General features: G+C 53.5%; 6 protein-coding genes, 1 tRNA gene and 2 rRNA genes. 7 read left to right on the forward strand and 2 right to left on the reverse strand.

Going from position 1 to position 18,624, the window contains the following annotated elements; genetic code table 11:
- Nucleotides 1–386 precede the first annotated feature (386 nt).
- The 3 genes from QE408_RS08615 (at nt 387) to QE408_RS08625 (ending at nt 4,082) form a co-directional block, all read left to right on the forward strand.
- A 23S ribosomal RNA gene (locus QE408_RS08615) occupies nt 387–3,417 on the forward strand.
- A 242-nt stretch (nt 3,418–3,659) separates the two neighbouring features.
- A 5S ribosomal RNA gene (gene rrf / locus QE408_RS08620) occupies nt 3,660–3,774 on the forward strand.
- A gap of 231 nt (nt 3,775–4,005) precedes the next feature.
- Nucleotides 4,006–4,082, forward strand: a tRNA-Met gene (locus QE408_RS08625).
- Nucleotides 4,083–4,914: 832 nt separating this feature from the next.
- Here the strand turns inward: QE408_RS08625 and QE408_RS22975 are convergent.
- Together QE408_RS22975 and QE408_RS08630 are read right to left on the reverse strand one after the other, a co-directional pair.
- Nucleotides 4,915–5,469 carry a DUF6030 family protein gene (locus QE408_RS22975; RefSeq protein ID WP_373465526.1) on the reverse strand — a complete coding sequence of 185 codons (555 nt, stop codon included), beginning with the start codon at nt 5,467–5,469 and terminating at the stop codon, nt 4,915–4,917.
- A gap of 327 nt (nt 5,470–5,796) precedes the next feature.
- Nucleotides 5,797–6,975 carry a polysaccharide biosynthesis/export family protein gene (locus QE408_RS08630; RefSeq protein ID WP_306930277.1) on the reverse strand — a complete coding sequence of 393 codons (1,179 nt, stop codon included), beginning with the start codon at nt 6,973–6,975 and terminating at the stop codon, nt 5,797–5,799.
- Nucleotides 6,976–7,252: 277 nt separating this feature from the next.
- Between QE408_RS08630 and QE408_RS08635 the strand changes: the two genes are divergently transcribed.
- The 4 genes from QE408_RS08635 to QE408_RS08650 are packed head-to-tail and all read left to right on the forward strand — an operon-like array spanning nt 7,253 to nt 18,536.
- Nucleotides 7,253–14,707, forward strand: a complete 7,455-nt coding sequence (locus tag QE408_RS08635) for an SDR family NAD(P)-dependent oxidoreductase (RefSeq protein WP_306930279.1) — start codon at nt 7,253–7,255, stop codon at nt 14,705–14,707.
- Between the two features lie 2 nt (nt 14,708–14,709).
- A complete protein-coding gene (locus QE408_RS08640) occupies nt 14,710–16,113 on the forward strand; it encodes an aminotransferase class I/II-fold pyridoxal phosphate-dependent enzyme (protein ID WP_306930281.1) in 1,404 nt (467 codons plus the stop codon).
- A 24-nt stretch (nt 16,114–16,137) separates the two neighbouring features.
- On the forward strand, nt 16,138–16,932 hold the full coding sequence (locus tag QE408_RS08645) for an SDR family oxidoreductase (RefSeq protein ID WP_306930284.1): 795 nt from the start codon (nt 16,138–16,140) through the stop codon (nt 16,930–16,932).
- A complete protein-coding gene (locus tag QE408_RS08650; protein WP_306930286.1) occupies nt 16,929–18,536 on the forward strand; it encodes an LTA synthase family protein in 1,608 nt (535 codons plus the stop codon). Before QE408_RS08645 ends, QE408_RS08650 begins: the two co-directional genes overlap by 4 nt.
- The last annotated feature ends 88 nt before the right edge of the window (nt 18,537–18,624 follow it).

An 18,624-nucleotide genomic window follows, 5' to 3' on the forward strand; every position in this document is an offset into this window, starting at 1 on the left:
CATGTGATGGCTTAGTCGGCCGGAATTGGTGGAGGGATTGGAGGTAGGAAGGAAGCTTGTCCGAGGCATTTTTGTTGTTGGGGCTTATGTCCCTCTGATGAAGATGCTGGATTGGTGTTGCCTGACCGCGCATCACCGGATGATATCTCGAGAAGCTGGTCTTAATGGTATGGCTTCGAGGTGCACCGGCGTGCCCTCAATGAAGACCATACCGAACACGTCGATGGCATCAAGAAATATCCGATTGTAAAAGGTAATCGGATTTTGCTGGCTCTATGAATACCGCGAGGTTGCAGTATGGCCAGATTTGGAACCCCTCAAGCGTAAGCGAAGAGGATCAGGAATTCCAAATCAAGCAAATATGGATGAGCATAGACAATGAGAACGAAGAAGTGAATTAAGGGCATTTGGTGGATGCCTTGGCATGCACAGGCGAAGAAGGACGTGATACGCTGCGAAAAGCCGTGGGGAGCTGCGAATAAGCTTTGATCCATGGATCTCCGAATGGGGCAACCCACCTCAGATATCTAGAAAATCTGTTTTGCTGAATTTTGATCTCACGCGCCGTACCGCAGGCTTTGCCTGCTGGCGCTGCGATGGCGCGCTGCACGAGCAGCGACGGCCGCTGGCCTGTATGGGTGGCATGCTCGACGTTCGAGTGTGGCAGCAATACAGACCGCGAGGTCGTCGCCAATCGTTTGGCGCCCTGTCTGGAGCGCAGTGGCCGCAAGGCCGCGACAGCGTGAAGACAAAACAGAACCCGGCGCGTCCGGGTTCAAGGGTTCAGCGAAAGAGGTTTCTAGATATCGCAATGAGGTATCTGCACCTGAATACATAGGGTGTAAGAAGCGAACGCAGGGAACTGAAACATCTAAGTACCTGCAGGAAAGGACATCAACCGAGACTCCGTAAGTAGTGGCGAGCGAACGCGGACCAGGCCAGTGGCAATGATGAATAAAGCGGAACGATTTGGAAAGGTCGGCCATAGCGGGTGATAGCCCCGTACGCGTAGAACAGTCATTGTCCTTGAGTAGGGCGGGACACGTGAAATCCTGTCTGAACATGGGGAGACCACTCTCCAAGCCTAAGTACTCGTGCATGACCGATAGCGAACAAGTACCGTGAGGGAAAGGTGAAAAGCACCCCGACGAGGGGAGTGAAATAGAACCTGAAACCGGATGCCTACAAACAGTCGGAGCCCGCAAGGGTGACGGCGTACCTTTTGTATAATGGGTCAACGACTTAGTGTAACGAGCAAGCTTAAGCCGGTAGGTGTAGGCGTAGCGAAAGCGAGTCTGAATAGGGCGTTCAGTTCGTTGCATTAGACCCGAAACCGAGTGATCTAGCCATGAGCAGGCTGAAGGTTGGGTAACACCAACTGGAGGGCCGAACCCATAACTGTTGCAATAGTTCGGGATGACTTGTGGCTAGGGGTGAAAGGCCAATCAAACTCGGAAATAGCTGGTTCTCCGCGAAATCTATTTAGGTAGAGCGTCGACCGAATACCCTCGGGGGTAGAGCACTGGATGGGCTATGGGGACTCACCGTCTTACTGATCCTAACCAAACTCCGAATACCGAGGAGTACTAGTCGGCAGACACACGGCGGGTGCTAACGTCCGTCGTGAAGAGGGCAACAACCCTGACCTCCAGCTAAGGTCCCCAAGTCATGGCTAAGTGGGAAAGGATGTGAGGATCCCAAAACAACCAGGATGTTGGCTTAGAAGCAGCCATCATTTAAAGAAAGCGTAACAGCTCACTGGTCTAAATAAGGGTCTTTGCGCCGAAAATGTAACGGGGCTAAAGCCATGCACCGAAGCTGAGGATACAACGTAAGTTGTGTGGTAGCGGAGCGTTCCGTAAGTCTGTGAAGGCGGACCCGTGAGGGCTGCTGGAGATATCGGAAGTGCGAATGTTGACATGAGTAACGATAAAGGGAGTGAGAGACTCCCTCGCCGAAAGACCAAGGGTTCCTGCTTAAAGTTAATCTGAGCAGGGTTAGCCGGCCCCTAAGACGAGGCGGACACGCGTAGTCGATGGGAACCACGTTAATATTCGTGGGCCTGGTGGTAGTGACGGATCTTGTGTGTTGTTCAACCTTATTGGATTGGTTGGGCGGCGAAGAGGTTCCAGGAAATAGCTCCACCGTATAGACCGTACCCGAAACCGACACAGGTGGTCAGGTAGAGTATACCAAGGCGCTTGAGAGAACTATGTTGAAGGAACTCGGCAAATTGCACGCGTAACTTCGGAAGAAGCGTGACCCTTTTGCACGCAAGTGTGATGGGGTGGCACAGACCAGGGGGTAGCGACTGTTTATCAAAAACACAGGGCTCTGCGAAGTAGCAATACGACGTATAGGGTCTGACGCCTGCCCGGTGCTGGAAGGTTAAAGGGAGAGGTGCAAGCTTTGAACTGAAGCCCCAGTAAACGGCGGCCGTAACTATAACGGTCCTAAGGTAGCGAAATTCCTTGTCGGGTAAGTTCCGACCTGCACGAATGGCGTAACGACTTCCCCGCTGTCTCCAACATAGACTCAGTGAAATTGAATTCCCCGTGAAGATGCGGGGTTCCTGCGGTCAGACGGAAAGACCCCGTGCACCTTTACTATAGCTTTACACTGGCATTCGCCAAGGCATGTGTAGGATAGGTGGTAGGCTTTGAAGCAGGGACGCCAGTTCCTGTGGAGCCATCCTTGAAATACCACCCTTATCTTCGTGGATGTCTAACCGCGGTCCGTTATCCGGATCCGGGACAGTGTATGGTGGGTAGTTTGACTGGGGCGGTCGCCTCCGAAAGAGTAACGGAGGCGCGCGATGGTTAGCTCAGACCGGTCGGAAATCGGTCGTCGAGTGCAATGGCATAAGCTAGCCTGACTGCGAGACTGACAAGTCGAGCAGAGACGAAAGTCGGTCATAGTGATCCGGTGGTCCCGTGTGGAAGGGCCATCGCTCAACGGATAAAAGGTACGCCGGGGATAACAGGCTGATGACCCCCAAGAGTCCATATCGACGGGGTTGTTTGGCACCTCGATGTCGACTCATCGCATCCTGGGGCTGGAGCAGGTCCCAAGGGTATGGCTGTTCGCCATTTAAAGCGGTACGTGAGTTGGGTTCAGAACGTCGTGAGACAGTTCGGTCCCTATCTGCCGTGGGTGTAGGAATATTGACAGGATCTGTCCCTAGTACGAGAGGACCGGGATGGACGTATCTCTGGTGGATCTGTTGTCCTGCCAAGGGCATAGCAGAGTAGCTATATACGGAATGGATAACCGCTGAAGGCATCTAAGCGGGAAACCAACCTGAAAACGAGTGTTCCCTATCAGAGCCGTGGAAGACGACCACGTCGATAGGACGGGTGTGGAAGTGCAGTAATGCATGAAGCTTACCGTTACTAATAGCTCGAGCGACTTCTTCGTTCCCATTGTTCATGCTCATCGAAGATGAGCATCATCTCTTCTGTCCTGACGCGCTTAGCGCTCCGGACGGGCCGCGCCACAAGCGCGACGACCGCTGGTCTGTATGGCTCCTTACTCAAACGCGAGAAAGGCAACACACAGACAGGTCGGAGAAAGACGTGTTGAAATTAAATGTGGCTTCGCCACCCAGCTTCTCGATACAACAGCACATGCAAAAGCATGTGCCAGTTGCGTTTCGCCGACCTGGTGGTTATCGCGGGGCGGCTGCACCCGTTCCCATTCCGAACACGGCCGTGAAACGCCCCAGCGCCAATGGTACTTCGTCTTAAGACGCGGGAGAGTAGGTCGCTGCCAGGTCTGCTAAACGCAACGAATAAATCTTCTCAAATCAAACTCCTCCGGCCAAGGCCGATACCAAAGGCCGCATCCAAAGCGGCCTTTTGCAGTTCTAAAGATTACTCGACATCCAAGTCGAACAAAGTCAACGCGGGGTGGAGCAGCCCCCGCCGAACCGCAGAAGGCAAGAAGCCTTCGAGGACCGGCAAAACAAAAAAACCGGGCGTATAAGCCACGGTCGCTCACAATCAACGCGGGGTGGAGCAGCCCGGTAGCTCGTCAGGCTCATAACCTGAAGGCCGCAGGTTCAAATCCTGCCCCCGCAACCAAATATAAGCCCGCTTAACCAATAGGTTAGCGGGCTTTTTGATGTCTGGAGCACGAGACTCCATAATGGCTGTGGAAGCGTCTTGGAAGCACTAGGCGGAAAAACAGAGCGTAGGTCGCATTCTGTAAGGACGGAAATGTAATGACCCTGTCTGGCGGACCTGTAATGCCATTCCAGAATTCCCGCTCGACATTGTGCCGCATCCGCCCCAGCTTTGTGTTCCGTCGTATGTGGAAACGGGGAGCTTGTGAAACGCCATCTTTGAACATGGTGGCTTGCTGCTCTGGGGCGTTGCTTCATCACCGATTCGGAGTTCTCGCGCCACAAAAGCGATGAAGCTTGAGAGTCGGGGGGGCATTACGGTCCAGTTCGCCACGGTCCATCCAGAAGGTTTGGACAATACCGCCGCGGTGTCGGGGCCAATCCGGGTGTAGCGCCACGCATCCACGTGCGGCTTAAAAGGCGCCCGAGAGCGAAGGGTAGATCATCGGGAAGCATGCCGGCAAGCTGAATAGAGTTGCGCCAATACTGGGCGACGTAACAGCATTGGATGATGACCCATTAGTTATCGCTTTCGTAGAGTGATAATAATATCTATAGGAGGCCGTCCAGTCATATCAGATCTCGATGTTGCAGGCTTATCGACCTTCAGAATTTAGGAATAATTCGTTGACATGTTGCTCATTATTATTGCACTGGTTTCGAACTTTAGGCAGTCAACTTGGTCGCGCAAATGTGCTCAGCTTATGATGTATTTACTGCTCTCATGAGTCGGACCGTGTTCTGATGCCGCAGCTCAGTGTCGAATGGAACTCAGGCGGTACAGCAGGTAGTCATTGCTCAGACCTTTTACCCGTCTTCAATGCTTGGACGCCAGACAGATTATAGCGACTCGCGTCGAAGGCCTCTTGCTTGTAACGTAGGGTAATACCGCTGAAAGAAAGCTCGAATTCGCGCCCAAGGGCTAAAGTCATGTCAAGTTCTCTAAGCGGTGATTGATCTCCGATCAGCGTGTATACGATCGCAGCCGCTCTACCGCCAAGAACTTGTCGTGAGAGTAGAGACCCAAAATTCAATTTCAAGCGGAAGCTGTTCCATCGATTGGTATCCGACCCTCTTACTTGAATGAATAGCGAGGGAGAATGGCCGGTTTCATGGTATTCTACTAGGTACGTGCATTCCCACTCTCCATTTTCCTTCAGTTGGAATAGTGGCTGAGTCTTGGAGGAGATATCTGCAATTCCTCGACAGCGTGCTGCATTGAAGCTCGATTTAAGCTCCGGCGGCTCTAAAACCCTTACGTGAAGTTGCGGAGCGGAGAGCGCTCCGACGAGTGTCCCTACGTCACCACAAAATAAACATAGTAAAACGAATGGGAACAGTAACATCCAATGGTCACTCTACAAAGTACTGAGCCAGCAGATAGGACATCGGGTGAGCGCCCCATCCTGGGTACATTGAGCATTTGCGTTTGCGATTGAACATCTAGGTGGGCGAACCGCTTTAGGATCGCGCTCTCACCTCGAATTCAGTCGCAGGACATGGCTTAAACAAAAAACGCTATGCATAGAGAATAACGAACGTATCCATGTAAGTCCCGCCCGGAGGATGCGCGCGACACAGAAAAGTGCTAACGCAGACCGGCAAATGGACTCGCAAAATGTAACTTATGGTGATCGCCTTCTCTAAAAATCACGCCTTAAGCGTCAAGTTTTTTATCTATTGAAATTGTTGTAAATACCTGCTCCTCCCGCAACAATCCCTATTGGCTGTCCGACGATCGACATAAATCTCGTGAAGTCCACAGAAGGATGTCTTGAAGCATAAATAACGTCTCTCGCCTTAACATCGAAGTTTTGACCTACTAGCATACTGCCAGCTTTAGTCATATCAAACCGATAGACGATGGGGTAACGGCCCAGCTTATCCGGCCTCATACCTTTTTGAGTTAACTCGTTGAATCGCTGACGACCCAGAAGATCGATTACAATGTCGGGTTCCTCGTATCGAAATACGAAATAGCCTTTCATATCGCTTGTTTCGGCAGAGCCACCACCCGCGAGGGCGACCGCTTCCAGGAGATTGATATCGTTAGCTCCGAACTCGATTCTATTGTTCGATTTAACCGCTCCGAGGACGGTAAAGGTCCGAGGTTCTCTCGTGACGAAAATCTGGTCGCCTGGCTGAACGTAGACATTTTCCCGAGGGTTTTGAACAAGCGTTTTTAGAAGTACGGTGCCCGTGTTGGATTGACGCGTAAGTGTCACGTAGCTCTCGTATGGCTGAGCGGTGGGCCCCCCCGCTTTTGCAAGAACCTCCATAATTGTCTCCGGAACGAGATTAAGGGGCACAACAGCCGGACTTTTTACCGCACCAGAAACGGTCACGTTGCGCGATGCGGTGCTAGAGCTGCTTATGATAACGTCTGGTTGGACAGCTTTATTGGCGAGAGCAGCTAGTATTGTCTGGCGCGCCTGTTCGAGAGTTTTGCCGGAGAAGGTGACGAGACCAACGTAAGGTATCGCAGCCTTTCCGTCGGGTTGAACAATGATATCCAAGGTCGTTTGCTTGGAATCCGCAGTCGAGAACAGTCCGTCTGAGCCTGCTTCAAAAATTGTAATCTTAAGCTGATCCCCGATGCCGATGACGGGTCGTTTTACGCCGCCACCTAGACCAAATCTGCTTTGGAGCAACCTACCATCGAACCTGGAGATGAGGGTGGCAGAGTTGACATCAATATCCACAATGTCGAACACTACGTTGTTAGAAGTGGAGGAGTGGGCCACTGACTGTTTGGATTGCTCCAATACGTCAGATGCCAAGGGGCCGTCGCCGGGGAGGTTGTTGCACGATGTAAGGCCTAGCCCAACCAATAATAAGCCAGCTTTTCTCAAAACTTCCCCACGCAATAAACTTAATATCGACCATACCCCATACCAACAAAGGGTCAATGATGGCTAGAGCGTGCGGACATCATCCATAAAATTCCTTTCTTGTCTGCTAAAAATTTGTATTTAAGTTATACTGCATATACGGCTGCGATCATAGCGCAGTTGCGGCGCTCTGCGCAGAGGTATACTTAAAGTCCATTTGTTGCTAAGCAACAAATTTTCGGGCAAAGGATGTCTACAAACCCGCTCGTGCAGGCGGTGCCCTGATCAGGATTTGAGTATGACGGTTGAAATTCTTGGGCGAGCCTGTGTTGCGCCATCTGCCAGTAACGTGCAGGAACTGCTGAGTATTCTAAAAGAGGCCCGATGCACCGTCAGTTCTATTCCGGACGATCGTTGGAATCACGCACGTTTTTGGCACCCAGCCAAAGGCGTACCCGGTAAAGCCTACACCTTCGCGGCAGGCGTTATCGATAACGTTTTCGAATTTGATGCGGAGCTTTTCGGCTTGTCAGCACGTGAAGCTGCGAACATGGATCCCCAGCAGAGAATCTTGCTGAAAACCGTTTGGCGTGCCGTCGAAGATGCGCGACTTTCTTTGTCGCAGTTGAGGGCAGAACGAGTTGGCGTCTACATCGGAGCGTCCTCTCTAGATAGTGGTAACCTTCAGGTGGAGGATCCTGCGTCCGGCAGTCCCCATTTCATGACTGGCAACACACTCTCCATCATATCCAATCGTATCTCTCATATTTTTGGTCTAAATGGACCAAGTATGACGATCGATACTGCCTGCTCATCATCTCTTGTTGCACTTCATCAAGCAAGGCAGGCGCTGGAAGACGATCAAATCGATACCGCTATAGTGGGAGGTGTCAATCTACTACTTCATCCCTTCTCCTTCGTAGGGTTCTCGCAGGCGAGAATGCTGTCTCCTGAGGGGCTTTGCCGCGCTTATGCGGAGGAGGGCGAAGGGTATGTTCGCGCTGAAGGAGCAGGGGCGATCGTTCTGCAAAGATCCGATCGCGTGAAAAGGGAAGGGCGCCGAAGCCGAGCGACAGTGGTCGCCACAGGCATGAATTCCTCCGGCCGAACCAATGGCATCTCACTTCCATCGAGGGAGGCTCAGGCGCAGCTTCTGCGCAACGTATATGACGACCACGGAATCGACCGGTCGCAGCTTGCTTTTGTTGAGGGACATGGCACGGGGACCAAGGTGGGTGATCCTGCCGAGTTATGGGCGATTGGGACAGTGTTGGCAAAGGGCAGGGCAGAGCCGCTACCGATTGGCTCGATAAAGTCGAATATAGGTCATGCCGAGCCTGCCTCGGGCATTCTCGGCCTCATTAAAGCCATGCTGTCCCTCGAAAACGATATCTTTCCGGCGACCCTCCATGCCCATGAACTCAACAGTTCCGTGGACTTCACAGACCTGAACATCGACGTAAACCGTGAACTTCGTAGGCTCGAGAGAGATGGCACGCGCCGCCTCGCAGGTGTCAATTCCTTCGGCTTCGGCGGTACCAATGTCCACGTTGTGCTTTCCGATCCGCCCCAGTTGGATAGTGATGCCGGTGCAGCACCCGACTTCGAAGCGCCGGTCGTTATCTCCGCCCACACGCCATCAGCGCTACGGACGCTGCTTGAATCTTACCAACAGCGGCTTTTGGGTTCTGACAAAGAAGCGGCTTCGCGGTTGCTAACAGCTGACGGGGACTTGATGGCGCTGCGGCATCGCTTCGCGACAACCGCAAAAAGCGTAGACGAATTTGCTAGTGCGATAACAAGTTATCTCGAACAAGGCGGGAGTTCCCATTCGCAGGTCGGTGAGACTGCGGGTAAGGTTGTGAAAACGGCGTTCTTTTACGCGGGGAACGGGTCTCAATGGGCGGGAATGGGGGCAGACGCGTACAGGGAAAGCAAGGAATTCCGCTCCCGTTTTGATACCTTCAGTGAGATGTTTGTCGAACGCGCCGGCTTAGATCTTTCGATCCTTCTTCAATCTGCGGATTTAGAGCTAAAGTTGCGGGATACCCGCATTGCTCAGGCGATGCTATTTGCAGTTCAGGCGGCTTTAACAGACTGCCTTGTCGCACGCGGGGTTAGACCGGATACGGTGTTTGGTCACTCCGTAGGAGAGATCGCGGCTGCGTATGCGGCAGGCGTTCTCAGCGCTGAAGACGCTGCTACAATCGTCGCCGTCCGATCCAAGCACCAGCACTCGCTTGCTGGAACTGGCACCATGGCAGCAGTGGTGATGTCGGAGGCGGCAACAGTCTCTTTCTCAGAACGACACGGGCTTTCGAACATCGTCGTTGCAGGTGTCAACGCGCATAACTCGGTCACGATCTCAGGTCCGGTTGAGGAGATAAAGCGATTTAAGGCCTTAGCGCAGGCCGAGCGCTACGTCGTCCATGTGCTCGACATAGACTACCCCTTCCACCATCCGATCATCGATAGAGAAAAACCGACGTTTTTGAACGAGATTCCTGCTCTGAGTCCAAGTAAGGGACACACGAAGTTTGTGTCGACCGTTAAAGGCACAGTAGTCGATGGAAGGACGCTCGATTCTGAATACTGGTGGCTCAACGTCCGAGAGCCCATCGCCTTTGAACCCGCTGTTCAATTTGCAATAGAGGATGGCTGCAACCTCTTCCTTGAAATTTCGCCGAGATCGATACTCTCCAACTATGTGCTGGAGACCGGAAAACAGGCCTCGGCTTCGATCACAGTCCTGCCGACCCTGACTCGGCCTGGGATGGAGCCCGGTATTGATCCGCTCCAGTCCATTTTCCTCCGGTCCGTCGCGCACGGCGTCAATGCTGGAAGAAGATCGGCGGCTGGCAGCACTGCCTCTATCGTGGCGCCTCCCGTTCCGTTCGAGAATGTTCAGTGCCGTCCAGCAACCACCAGCGATAGCCTCAACATCTTCGGTCGCGACAACGCTGACGGAGTATATACTCTTCTCGGATGGCGTAGCGATCCCAATTCGGCGAATTGGAAAAATCACATTGACGCACAGCTCTTCCCGGATCTTGCCGGTCATGTCGTTGACGGCAAGTCCATTCTGCCTGGCAGCGCCTTCATCGAGATCGCGCTTCAAGCCGCACAGCAATATTATGGCGCTTCTGATCTCGAAGTTACAAACCTTGAGATCTTCCGGCCTCTGGAGTTGCGTGACAACAAACTCTCCGAACTCTCCACGAAGATTTCTCCAGAAACAGGGGTGATCGAAATCGCATCTCGGGAATATCTGAGCGACGACGGCTGGACGCTGCATGCTACCGCCCGCAGCCGAAAGCCGACAGGTCCATTGACCGCTCTCGAAGCCGTTCTCGACAAAACGAAGGTTACCCACAAAATCGAAGCGGATGCGGCCTATCGTACGGCTCGCAATTTCGGCTTGGATTACGCCGCGTGTTTCCAGCTGCTTACGCGTGCAGACGTTGTCGATCACAAGTACATTTTCGTCGATCTAAAACAGGCCACGACCCCTGCGCATCCTTATCTGGTATATGGCCTTGATCCCGTCTCCACCGATGCTGCGTTCCACGGTCTGGTGGCGCTCTTTGGTCTCCTCACCGGTGAAGCAGATGGCGCGCCGTATATTCCTGTGCGCTTTGGTTCTGTACGCTTTGCGTTGTCGTCAAAGAGTGTGACCAGCGCAGTTATCGAAGTGCAGCGGTTCAGTCCCTACAGTCTGAAAGCGCGCATTAATCTGCTCGCCGACGACGGCACCCTTGTCGCATCCCTTGATGACTGCCGGTTCCGCCGTACTTGGCTCCGCCAGCACCATACACTGGCAAGCGCGTCATTCCATTATCAGGCTACTAACGTTGGCGTCGGCTCAGTCCATCCCCACAACGGGCGTCCGGCGTCCACTGACACTCTGCTATCCGAAGTACGCAATGAGGAGCTTGATGAGGCCAGTCTGATTCTCGATGCAGCCGTGCACCGAGCGGCTTTCGATATTGCACAGTCGTTAAAAGGACAAGGAAAGTTGGTCACTCTGTCTGACCTACCTGGCGGGCGAGATTTCCAATGCTTCCTGTCAAATTGCCTGTACGGACTTGTTGATATTGGAATGGCGAACCTTGTCGAGGGAGGATGGGAAATTGGGTATTCCTGCGATATCCCCCCGGTTGATGACCTGATCAAGCAGGTGAATGATGAGTATCCTGACCGTGTTGCTGAGGCGGTTCTCGTCAACGATGCCTTCCTCGAGACGATGCGACTTCTTGAGATTGGCCCTTTGCTGGGTGACGATGCCGTCAATCCCGGCTTCTGCAGTAACGCAACGCTCGATCACGTCCGCCACCATACGCCGTTGGCACGGGTGCGCGAAAAGCTTATCGTCGGTGCTGTGAGAAATGCGCTAGCGGATGTCCATCCAGGCGATGGTTTCACCATCGTTGAGACAGGCGCGGTCTCGCCAGCCTTTAGTCAACGTCTGGCCGATATGGCATCGGAAAAAAATGCCCGTCTTGTCATTTTGGAGCCATCGGATCATCTGCGCCGGACGCTGGAGATACAGTTCGAGGCGAACCCGTCCGTTTCCTGCTTCGACCCGGAGCAACCGGTGGAGATCGAGCATGCTCATTTGGTGGTAAGTGCCAGTGGTTATGCCTATGGCTCGCTTGGGCGCAGCAAGGCCGTACAGTCCGTTTTGCGCACGGCTGCAATTACGGGCGGGCGAGTGGTCGCGACCGAGGTCGCTTCGTCTGCTTTCGCTGACTTCGTCTACGGGATGACCGACGGCTGGTTCGGGGAAAGCGCAACCCCTGAATTCCCGATTGGCCGAACCTCGAGCGAGACACAGTGGTCGGATCTTCTCGTTAATTCCGGCTTCCCCAATCCTGTGTTTTTGCACGTTGAAAGCGCTGGCGGTGCCTTGATTTTGATCGAAGCGATGCCCGGCGATCAGTCTCGCGACGTCTCCCAACCTGTGCGGCGCGATTTCGACAACATCGTTGAGCTCATTGCGGATGAGGGACTAGTTGCAGGTGCGGCACAGAGCGTGAAAAACACGCTGCATTGCTCGGCCAGGAATGCACAAGAGGAGTTCCGCGCGTTTTTTGCCGAGAAACAGGCGGCTCGCGGGTTTATGTTCACTGTAAAAGGCAGGACCAGCACATCGTCTGCGTTCCAGAATGACGTTTTGATACTGTCCGCTTTTGGCGAAGCGGTTCGAGCTGCCGCAAATCGCGAGGAAGCCGTTCTTCCCGTGAGGCTGCTTATTGTGGCCCCTGGCGGCGCGCCTGCATCCTGCCCCGTTGCCGATCCTGCGGCGAGTGGGATATGGACTTTCGCGCGTGTGCTTCAAAATGAGTACAGCGAACTCGATATCATTCTCGTCGATCCAGTCGATGATCAGGAATTGCGGGTTGGTGCTGTTGTCGCGCTTCTTGATGGAAAACACGCAGATAAGGAGTGGGTACAAGACAGAGATACCGGACAGCTATCAGCGATACGGGCTGTGACCGGCCCCATGCCCAATCATCAGTTGAAAACGACACTGTTTGACGGTGCTGCAATTCGGCAGACATCAGCGGGACGAATCGACTCCATCCATTGGGAAGAAACCGCGCTTGAGGTGCCAGGCGCAGGCGAGGTCAGTATCGAGGTCTCTGCAACCGGATTGAACTTCCGAGACGTCATGTGGTCCATGGGACTTTTGCCGGAGGAGGCACTGGAAGACGGTTTTGCCGGAGCGACGATTGGCATGGAGATGTCCGGCACAGTCATCGCCGTCGGTACCGGCGTCGATGATATAGCCCCCGGTGATGTCGTCATGGGTATTGCTCCTAAGGCGCTCTCGACCCACGTTGTGGTTGCCAGAGAAGGTGTGACGAAGATCCCGGCAGGCCTCGATCACGTCGCCGCGGCTACCATTCCAGTCGCATTTCTCACCGCTTACTATTCGATTGTCGAGCTTGGTCGTATCAAGAAGGGTGAGACGATCCTGATTCACGGTGCTGCCGGTGGCGTTGGTCTCGCAGCAATTCAGATTGCAAAGCTTTTTGGTGCGAAGGTCATAGCTACAGCTGGCACCATCGAAAAACGGCAATTCCTCTCAGTAATTGGCGCCGACCATGTCTTCGACTCAAGATCCATGTCTTTTGTACGCGATACGTTGCGTGCGACGGACGACAAGGGTGTCGATCTGGTTCTCAATTCTCTCTTCGCAGAAGCGATGGAGCGGAGCTTCGAATTGCTGAAGCCCTTCGGCCGATTCTTGGAATTGGGCAAGCGAGACTACTATTCGGACCGTAAACTGGCTCTGCGGCCGTTCAGGCGTAACATCTCCTATTTTGGAATTGATGCCGACCAGCTTCTGGTCAATGTGCCGGCTGTGACGCGCCGCATTTTCACTGAGGTCGGAACCCTATTTGCCGAACGTAAGCTGACTGCTTTGCCTTACCGAGCATTTGGGTTTGATGAGATCGCGCCAGCTTTCCGGTTGATGCAGAATGCTGGTCATATCGGCAAGATCGTAATCCGGCCCCCGATTGCCTCGCAAGACATGGTATTGAAGCGAAACAACAAGCGTCTTGAGTTGGCGGAAGGCGTGTATCTGGTGGTCGGCGGCGTTGGCGGTTTCGGCCTGGCGGCTGCCGATTGGTTGGCCATGCGGGGAGCAACACATATCGCGCTGTGCACGCGTCGTGGGGTAGCGGACGATGAAACATGCGCGGCAATGCAGAATTGGGGCGCAGCAGGTATCGCATCCAGCGTACATGCATGCGATGTCTGCGATGAAATGCAGCTTGAAAACCTACTGCGAGAATTGCGTAGCGTTGGTCCGCTGAAGGGTATCGTTCATGCCGCCATGGTGCTGGAAGACGGCCTCATTTCGAACCTCAACCGAGGTCGTAACCGCGCTGTTATCGAGGTTAAGGCGGATGGCGCTTCGAATCTCGACCGTTTGACGAGAAGCGACGAACTGGACATCTTCCTTCTCTTCTCATCGGCCACGACGATGATCGGTAATCCCGGTCAAGCGAATTATGTCGCCGCGAACGGGTATCTGGAAGGTCTGGCACGGTCTCGCCGTACGGCAGGATTACCGGCACTCGCAATTGGCTTCGGAGCGATCGCCGACGCAGGCTTTCTGTCTCGCAATACCGAAGTCGGTGACATGCTTGCCCGAAAAATCGGGAAGACGGCGCTGAAGGCTAAAAATGCTCTGGCTTTCGTCGAGCAGATCATCGTGAACGATAGCGGCGATATAGATGCTGCGGCTGTCATGGTTGCCGAAATCGACTGGGCCAGCGCGGCCTCACTTCCTATTACCGGCACGCCGCTTTTCTCTGCCATTCCACGCCATTCTACGAATATGGGCAGCAGCGACGGCGAGCAGGTGGACTTGGCCGCGCTGGTCGCGGGCAAGCCGAATGAAGAGGCGCAGGGGATTCTTCATGGCTTCTTGGCTGCGGAAATTGCCTCTATCCTCAAAATCGCGGAGGATAGCATCAAGCCGGACAAGGCGCTTAAGGACATAGGCCTCGACAGCCTGATGATGATGGAGCTCGGAACAGGGTTTCAGCAGAAGACCGGCATTGACATACCGCTTTCTGGAATGAGCGACGGTGCTACGATCGGCGATGTCGTTAAAAAGCTTCAGGATAAATTGACCGCAGGAGCTGAAATGGTCCTCGCCACATCGGAGGAAGCGTCGGTATTGGCCGAACTGACTGAAAAGCACGTATCCCAGGCGCAACAGCGCAAGCCAGGGTAAAGATGATGGATGACGAATCACCACAGGATGCAGTAGGGGCGCCAGCAGCGCGCAGCGATTATCTTAAAGCCCTGCGTGACCGCAAGGAAGCGTCGGGCCAGAGCCGCCTCGCCCGTGTGAACCGTCGAGCGCCGCCTTCCGTGAAAGGGCCGAAGCGTTTCGATGATCTGCCGGAGTACAAGAAGATCGTTGCGCAAAAGGCGATCAGCGATCTCGCGGGCGTTGACAACCCCTTCTACCGCGCCCATGAGAGGGCCGCGGGAGCGACAGCGAAAATCGCGGGGCAGGAGGTTATCAATTTCGCCTCCTATGATTATCTCTCGACCAATAGCCATCCTGCGGTGCGGGATGCCGCTATCGCCGTCATTAAGCAGTTTGGCATATCGGCTTCAGCCAGTCGTCTCGTGGCAGGTGAACGTCCACAGCACGGTCTCCTCGAGCAGAAGATCGCAGCCATTTATGAAGCTGAAGATGCCGTCTGCTTTGTCAGCGGATATCTGACCAATGCAACGGTGATCGATTGCCTCGTGGGCCCAAACGATCTCGTCATTCATGATGAACTCATCCATAACAGCGTTCTCGCAGGAGTTAAGCTATCTGGCGCCACACGTCGTTTTTTCCGTCATAATGATGCCGCTGATCTGGAAAGAATTCTTAACGGTATTGTCGGCGATTTTGACCGTGTCCTTGTCATTGTTGAGGGCATTTACTCGATGGATGGCGACATCGCGCCCCTTCCAGAGATTGTCGATCTAAGGGTAAAATTCGGTTTCTGGCTGATGGTGGACGAAGCTCATGCGCTGGGTGTGATCGGTGAGCGGGGTCGTGGAACATTCGAGCACTTCCGAATAGATCCCCGTTTCGTTGATATCTGGATGGGAACCCTGTCGAAAACGGCGTCGAGCTGTGGCGGCTATGTCGCTGGCTGCTCCGCTTTGATTCAGATCCTGAAGGCGCACGCTGGCGGGTTTGTATACAGTGTCGGTCTGGCGCCGGCACTGGCAAGTAGCGCCCTTGTCAGCCTCGAGATACTCGAAACCGAGGTCGATCGTGTCGCACAGCTGCGTCAAAATGGCCAGCATTTTCTAGAGCTTGCGCAACACGCAGGACTGGATACAGGCTCCAGTGCAGGCTTCTCGGTTGTCCCGGTCATCGTGGGGGACTCATTGCGAGCGGTTCAACTTTCGAACGAATTGTTGAAGGCAGGCGTTAACGCTCTGCCGATCATTTATCCTGCGGTGCAGGAAGGAATGGCACGTTTAAGGTTTTTCCTGACCAGCGATCATACCCCGGAACAGCTGGAGACTGCTGTGACGCTCACTGCACAAATTCTTCGTGATCTGACTGAGCAGAAGGTGGGACTCGCGAGCCTCGATATGCAACAAGTTGCCAAGCTCATTACCTGAACGACTCTTTTGCTGGGAGCGCCAATGCCTCATGTCATCATCACCGGCGGTTCCAGTGGCATAGGCTTGGCGGTTGCGCAGTTGTACCACGCCAGAGGCTGGCGGATCTCGTTACTTGCCCGCAGAGAGGACATGCTTGATATGGCGGCTCAAAAGATAAACCACGGCCGAGAGCAGGCCGAGAGCCGGGTTTTTTGGGCCTCAGTGGATGTTAGTGACGAGCAAGCTCTGCAAATCGCGCTAGCTCGTGCAGAGGCGAATCATGGGCCATGTGACGTGCTCGTCGCATCCGCTGGTCGAGTGGACCCGCAGGATTTCGAGCTACAGTCGCCCGAGATTTTCGAGTCGCAGTTTCGCGTTAACTTCCTCGGGACGGTTTATGCCATTCGCGCCGTCCTCAAGGGTATGAAGCAGCGAGGACGGGGAACCATTGTTTCAATCTCGTCAGGCGCTGCGATGATTGGTATTCCGGGGTATACCGCCTATTGCGGATCCAAATCTGCGCTGGTCGGATTTGTGGAAGCGCTACGCGGGGAGCTTTCGCATTCCGGCGTCAACGTCTGTATCAGCTTCCCCCCTGACACACTTACCCCTCAGTATGAGCGTGAAATCACACTTCGATCCGGCCGTGCGCAAACGCTAATGGGAACAGTCGCGCCTTGGCCTGTAGACAAAGTTGCCAAAAAGATTGTTTCAGGGGTGGAAAAAGCAAAAGGTGAAATTCATTTTGGCGTCGCACTGACGTTTATGTCATTTTTCTCTCCATTCATTAAGCCAGTTTTGTTTTGGCGTATGCGGCGTCTTTCGGCTCGATCATGATTATCTCATTCACCGAAACGTCGGTTCACGATACCTATCCAGTGGCACTAACCGTTGCATGCTTTTTTGTTGCGGCCATCGTGGTTTACGCTACCGACCGGTTCGCTTTACCGCGTAAGATCCGGCGTGAAAACACGCTCAATCATAGTCGGAAGAGAGTGGTGGTCGAGCAACTGGCAAGATTGCCGATTATCTTTTTTGTCTTTTCGATTTTTTTCGCAATATCATGGCGGCCATTTTACAGCTGCCTCGGCACAATCAGCTTTTTCGTAATTTTTACAGGGATTTCGCGAGCAAAGTTCATATTTATTCGTGAGCCACTTGTGTTTTCGGACATCGCACTTGTCGTGGATGTCTTTAAGTATAAGACAATATTCTACGCCACCAAACTGAATATCGTTTTTTGGATTGTTGCGCTTCTATATGTCTTTGGCGTTTCTGCGCTTTTCATGGTGGAAGAGCCCTCCGTCATTCCCGCTGCAAATACGGGGTTATGGATCATCGCCGGTGTGCTCGTGCCAACTCTCTCAATACTGTTGCTTTTTGTGAAACCGGTCGGGCACGCGGCCGCTTCGGCAGCACAAAAGCTTTTGACGACACTAAATGTGAAGTCGAACACAACGCGTTTTGGCACCTTTACATCTGTAAGCTACCATTTCATGCTATGGCTTGGCATGCGCCGAGACGCGATTATTGGCGAACTAGCGCAGGGGCTTCAAAGTGTTATCAATGACATGTTGGGGCAGCCGAACCGAGAAGCGCCTTTGGTGATCGTTTGGCAGTCGGAGTCCTTCATGGATCTCCGCAATGTGGGTTGCAAAGATCTTGATTTGCCGACGATCGATATGCTCAGGGAGCGCGCTGCTCAATGGGGCCGGTTGACGAGTGTGTTTGAGGGCGGCTACACGCTGCGGACGGAGTTTGCGGTTTTGAGCGGCTTGCAACCAGATGACGTCCACGCTGATGCGAGCTATCCGTACCTCCGTGCTTCGCATTACGCAAATCTCGTTTGGCCGAATAAGCTCCAGAGGGCAGGCTGGTATACGCACTTTATTCATCCTTATGACCGAACTTTTTTCTTAAGGCACAAAGCAATGCCTATCTTCGGGTTCCGCAAACTGACCATGCTCGATGATTTCGACCACTTGCCCGAGAGAGACGGTGAGTACGTGTCGGACAGGAGACTTACGCAAAAGGTCCTGCATATCGCAGATGGAATTGACAAACAGCAGTCCGCCCTGCTTTTCGTTGCATCGATGGCAAACCACGGCCCTTGGGAGTCCGGTCGTTGCAACGGCATGACAGACCCTGTGGAAATCTACAAGGAACTCCTGCGTAAGGCGGATGAGGCCCTAGGTTATTTGGTCCAAGAACTAGACAAGTACGACAGGCCGGTCTGGCTGGCATTTTACGGTGATCATGCTCCTCTTCTGAAGCAATACGCAGATCCGTTTCCTGATCCTCGAACCGATTACTTCATAGTACCTCTGGCGAAAGCAAAACAAAGCAAGCATACCTCGACAGTTGCAAAGTTAGAGGCGCCTTGGACCTTATTTGAAACGCTTCTATGGCATGCGCATCTCTACAAGGAGCAGTTCAAATGAAGTCCGAGGGCCCATATTTGTTTTTACAGGGGCCATCCTCACCCCTTTTCGTAAAAATTGCGGGTCATCTCGAGGCGGCTGGACATAT

Origin of the sequence: Agrobacterium larrymoorei (assembly GCF_030819275.1) — a bacterium.
In the GTDB taxonomy this organism is placed as follows: domain Bacteria; phylum Pseudomonadota; class Alphaproteobacteria; order Rhizobiales; family Rhizobiaceae; genus Agrobacterium; species Agrobacterium larrymoorei_B.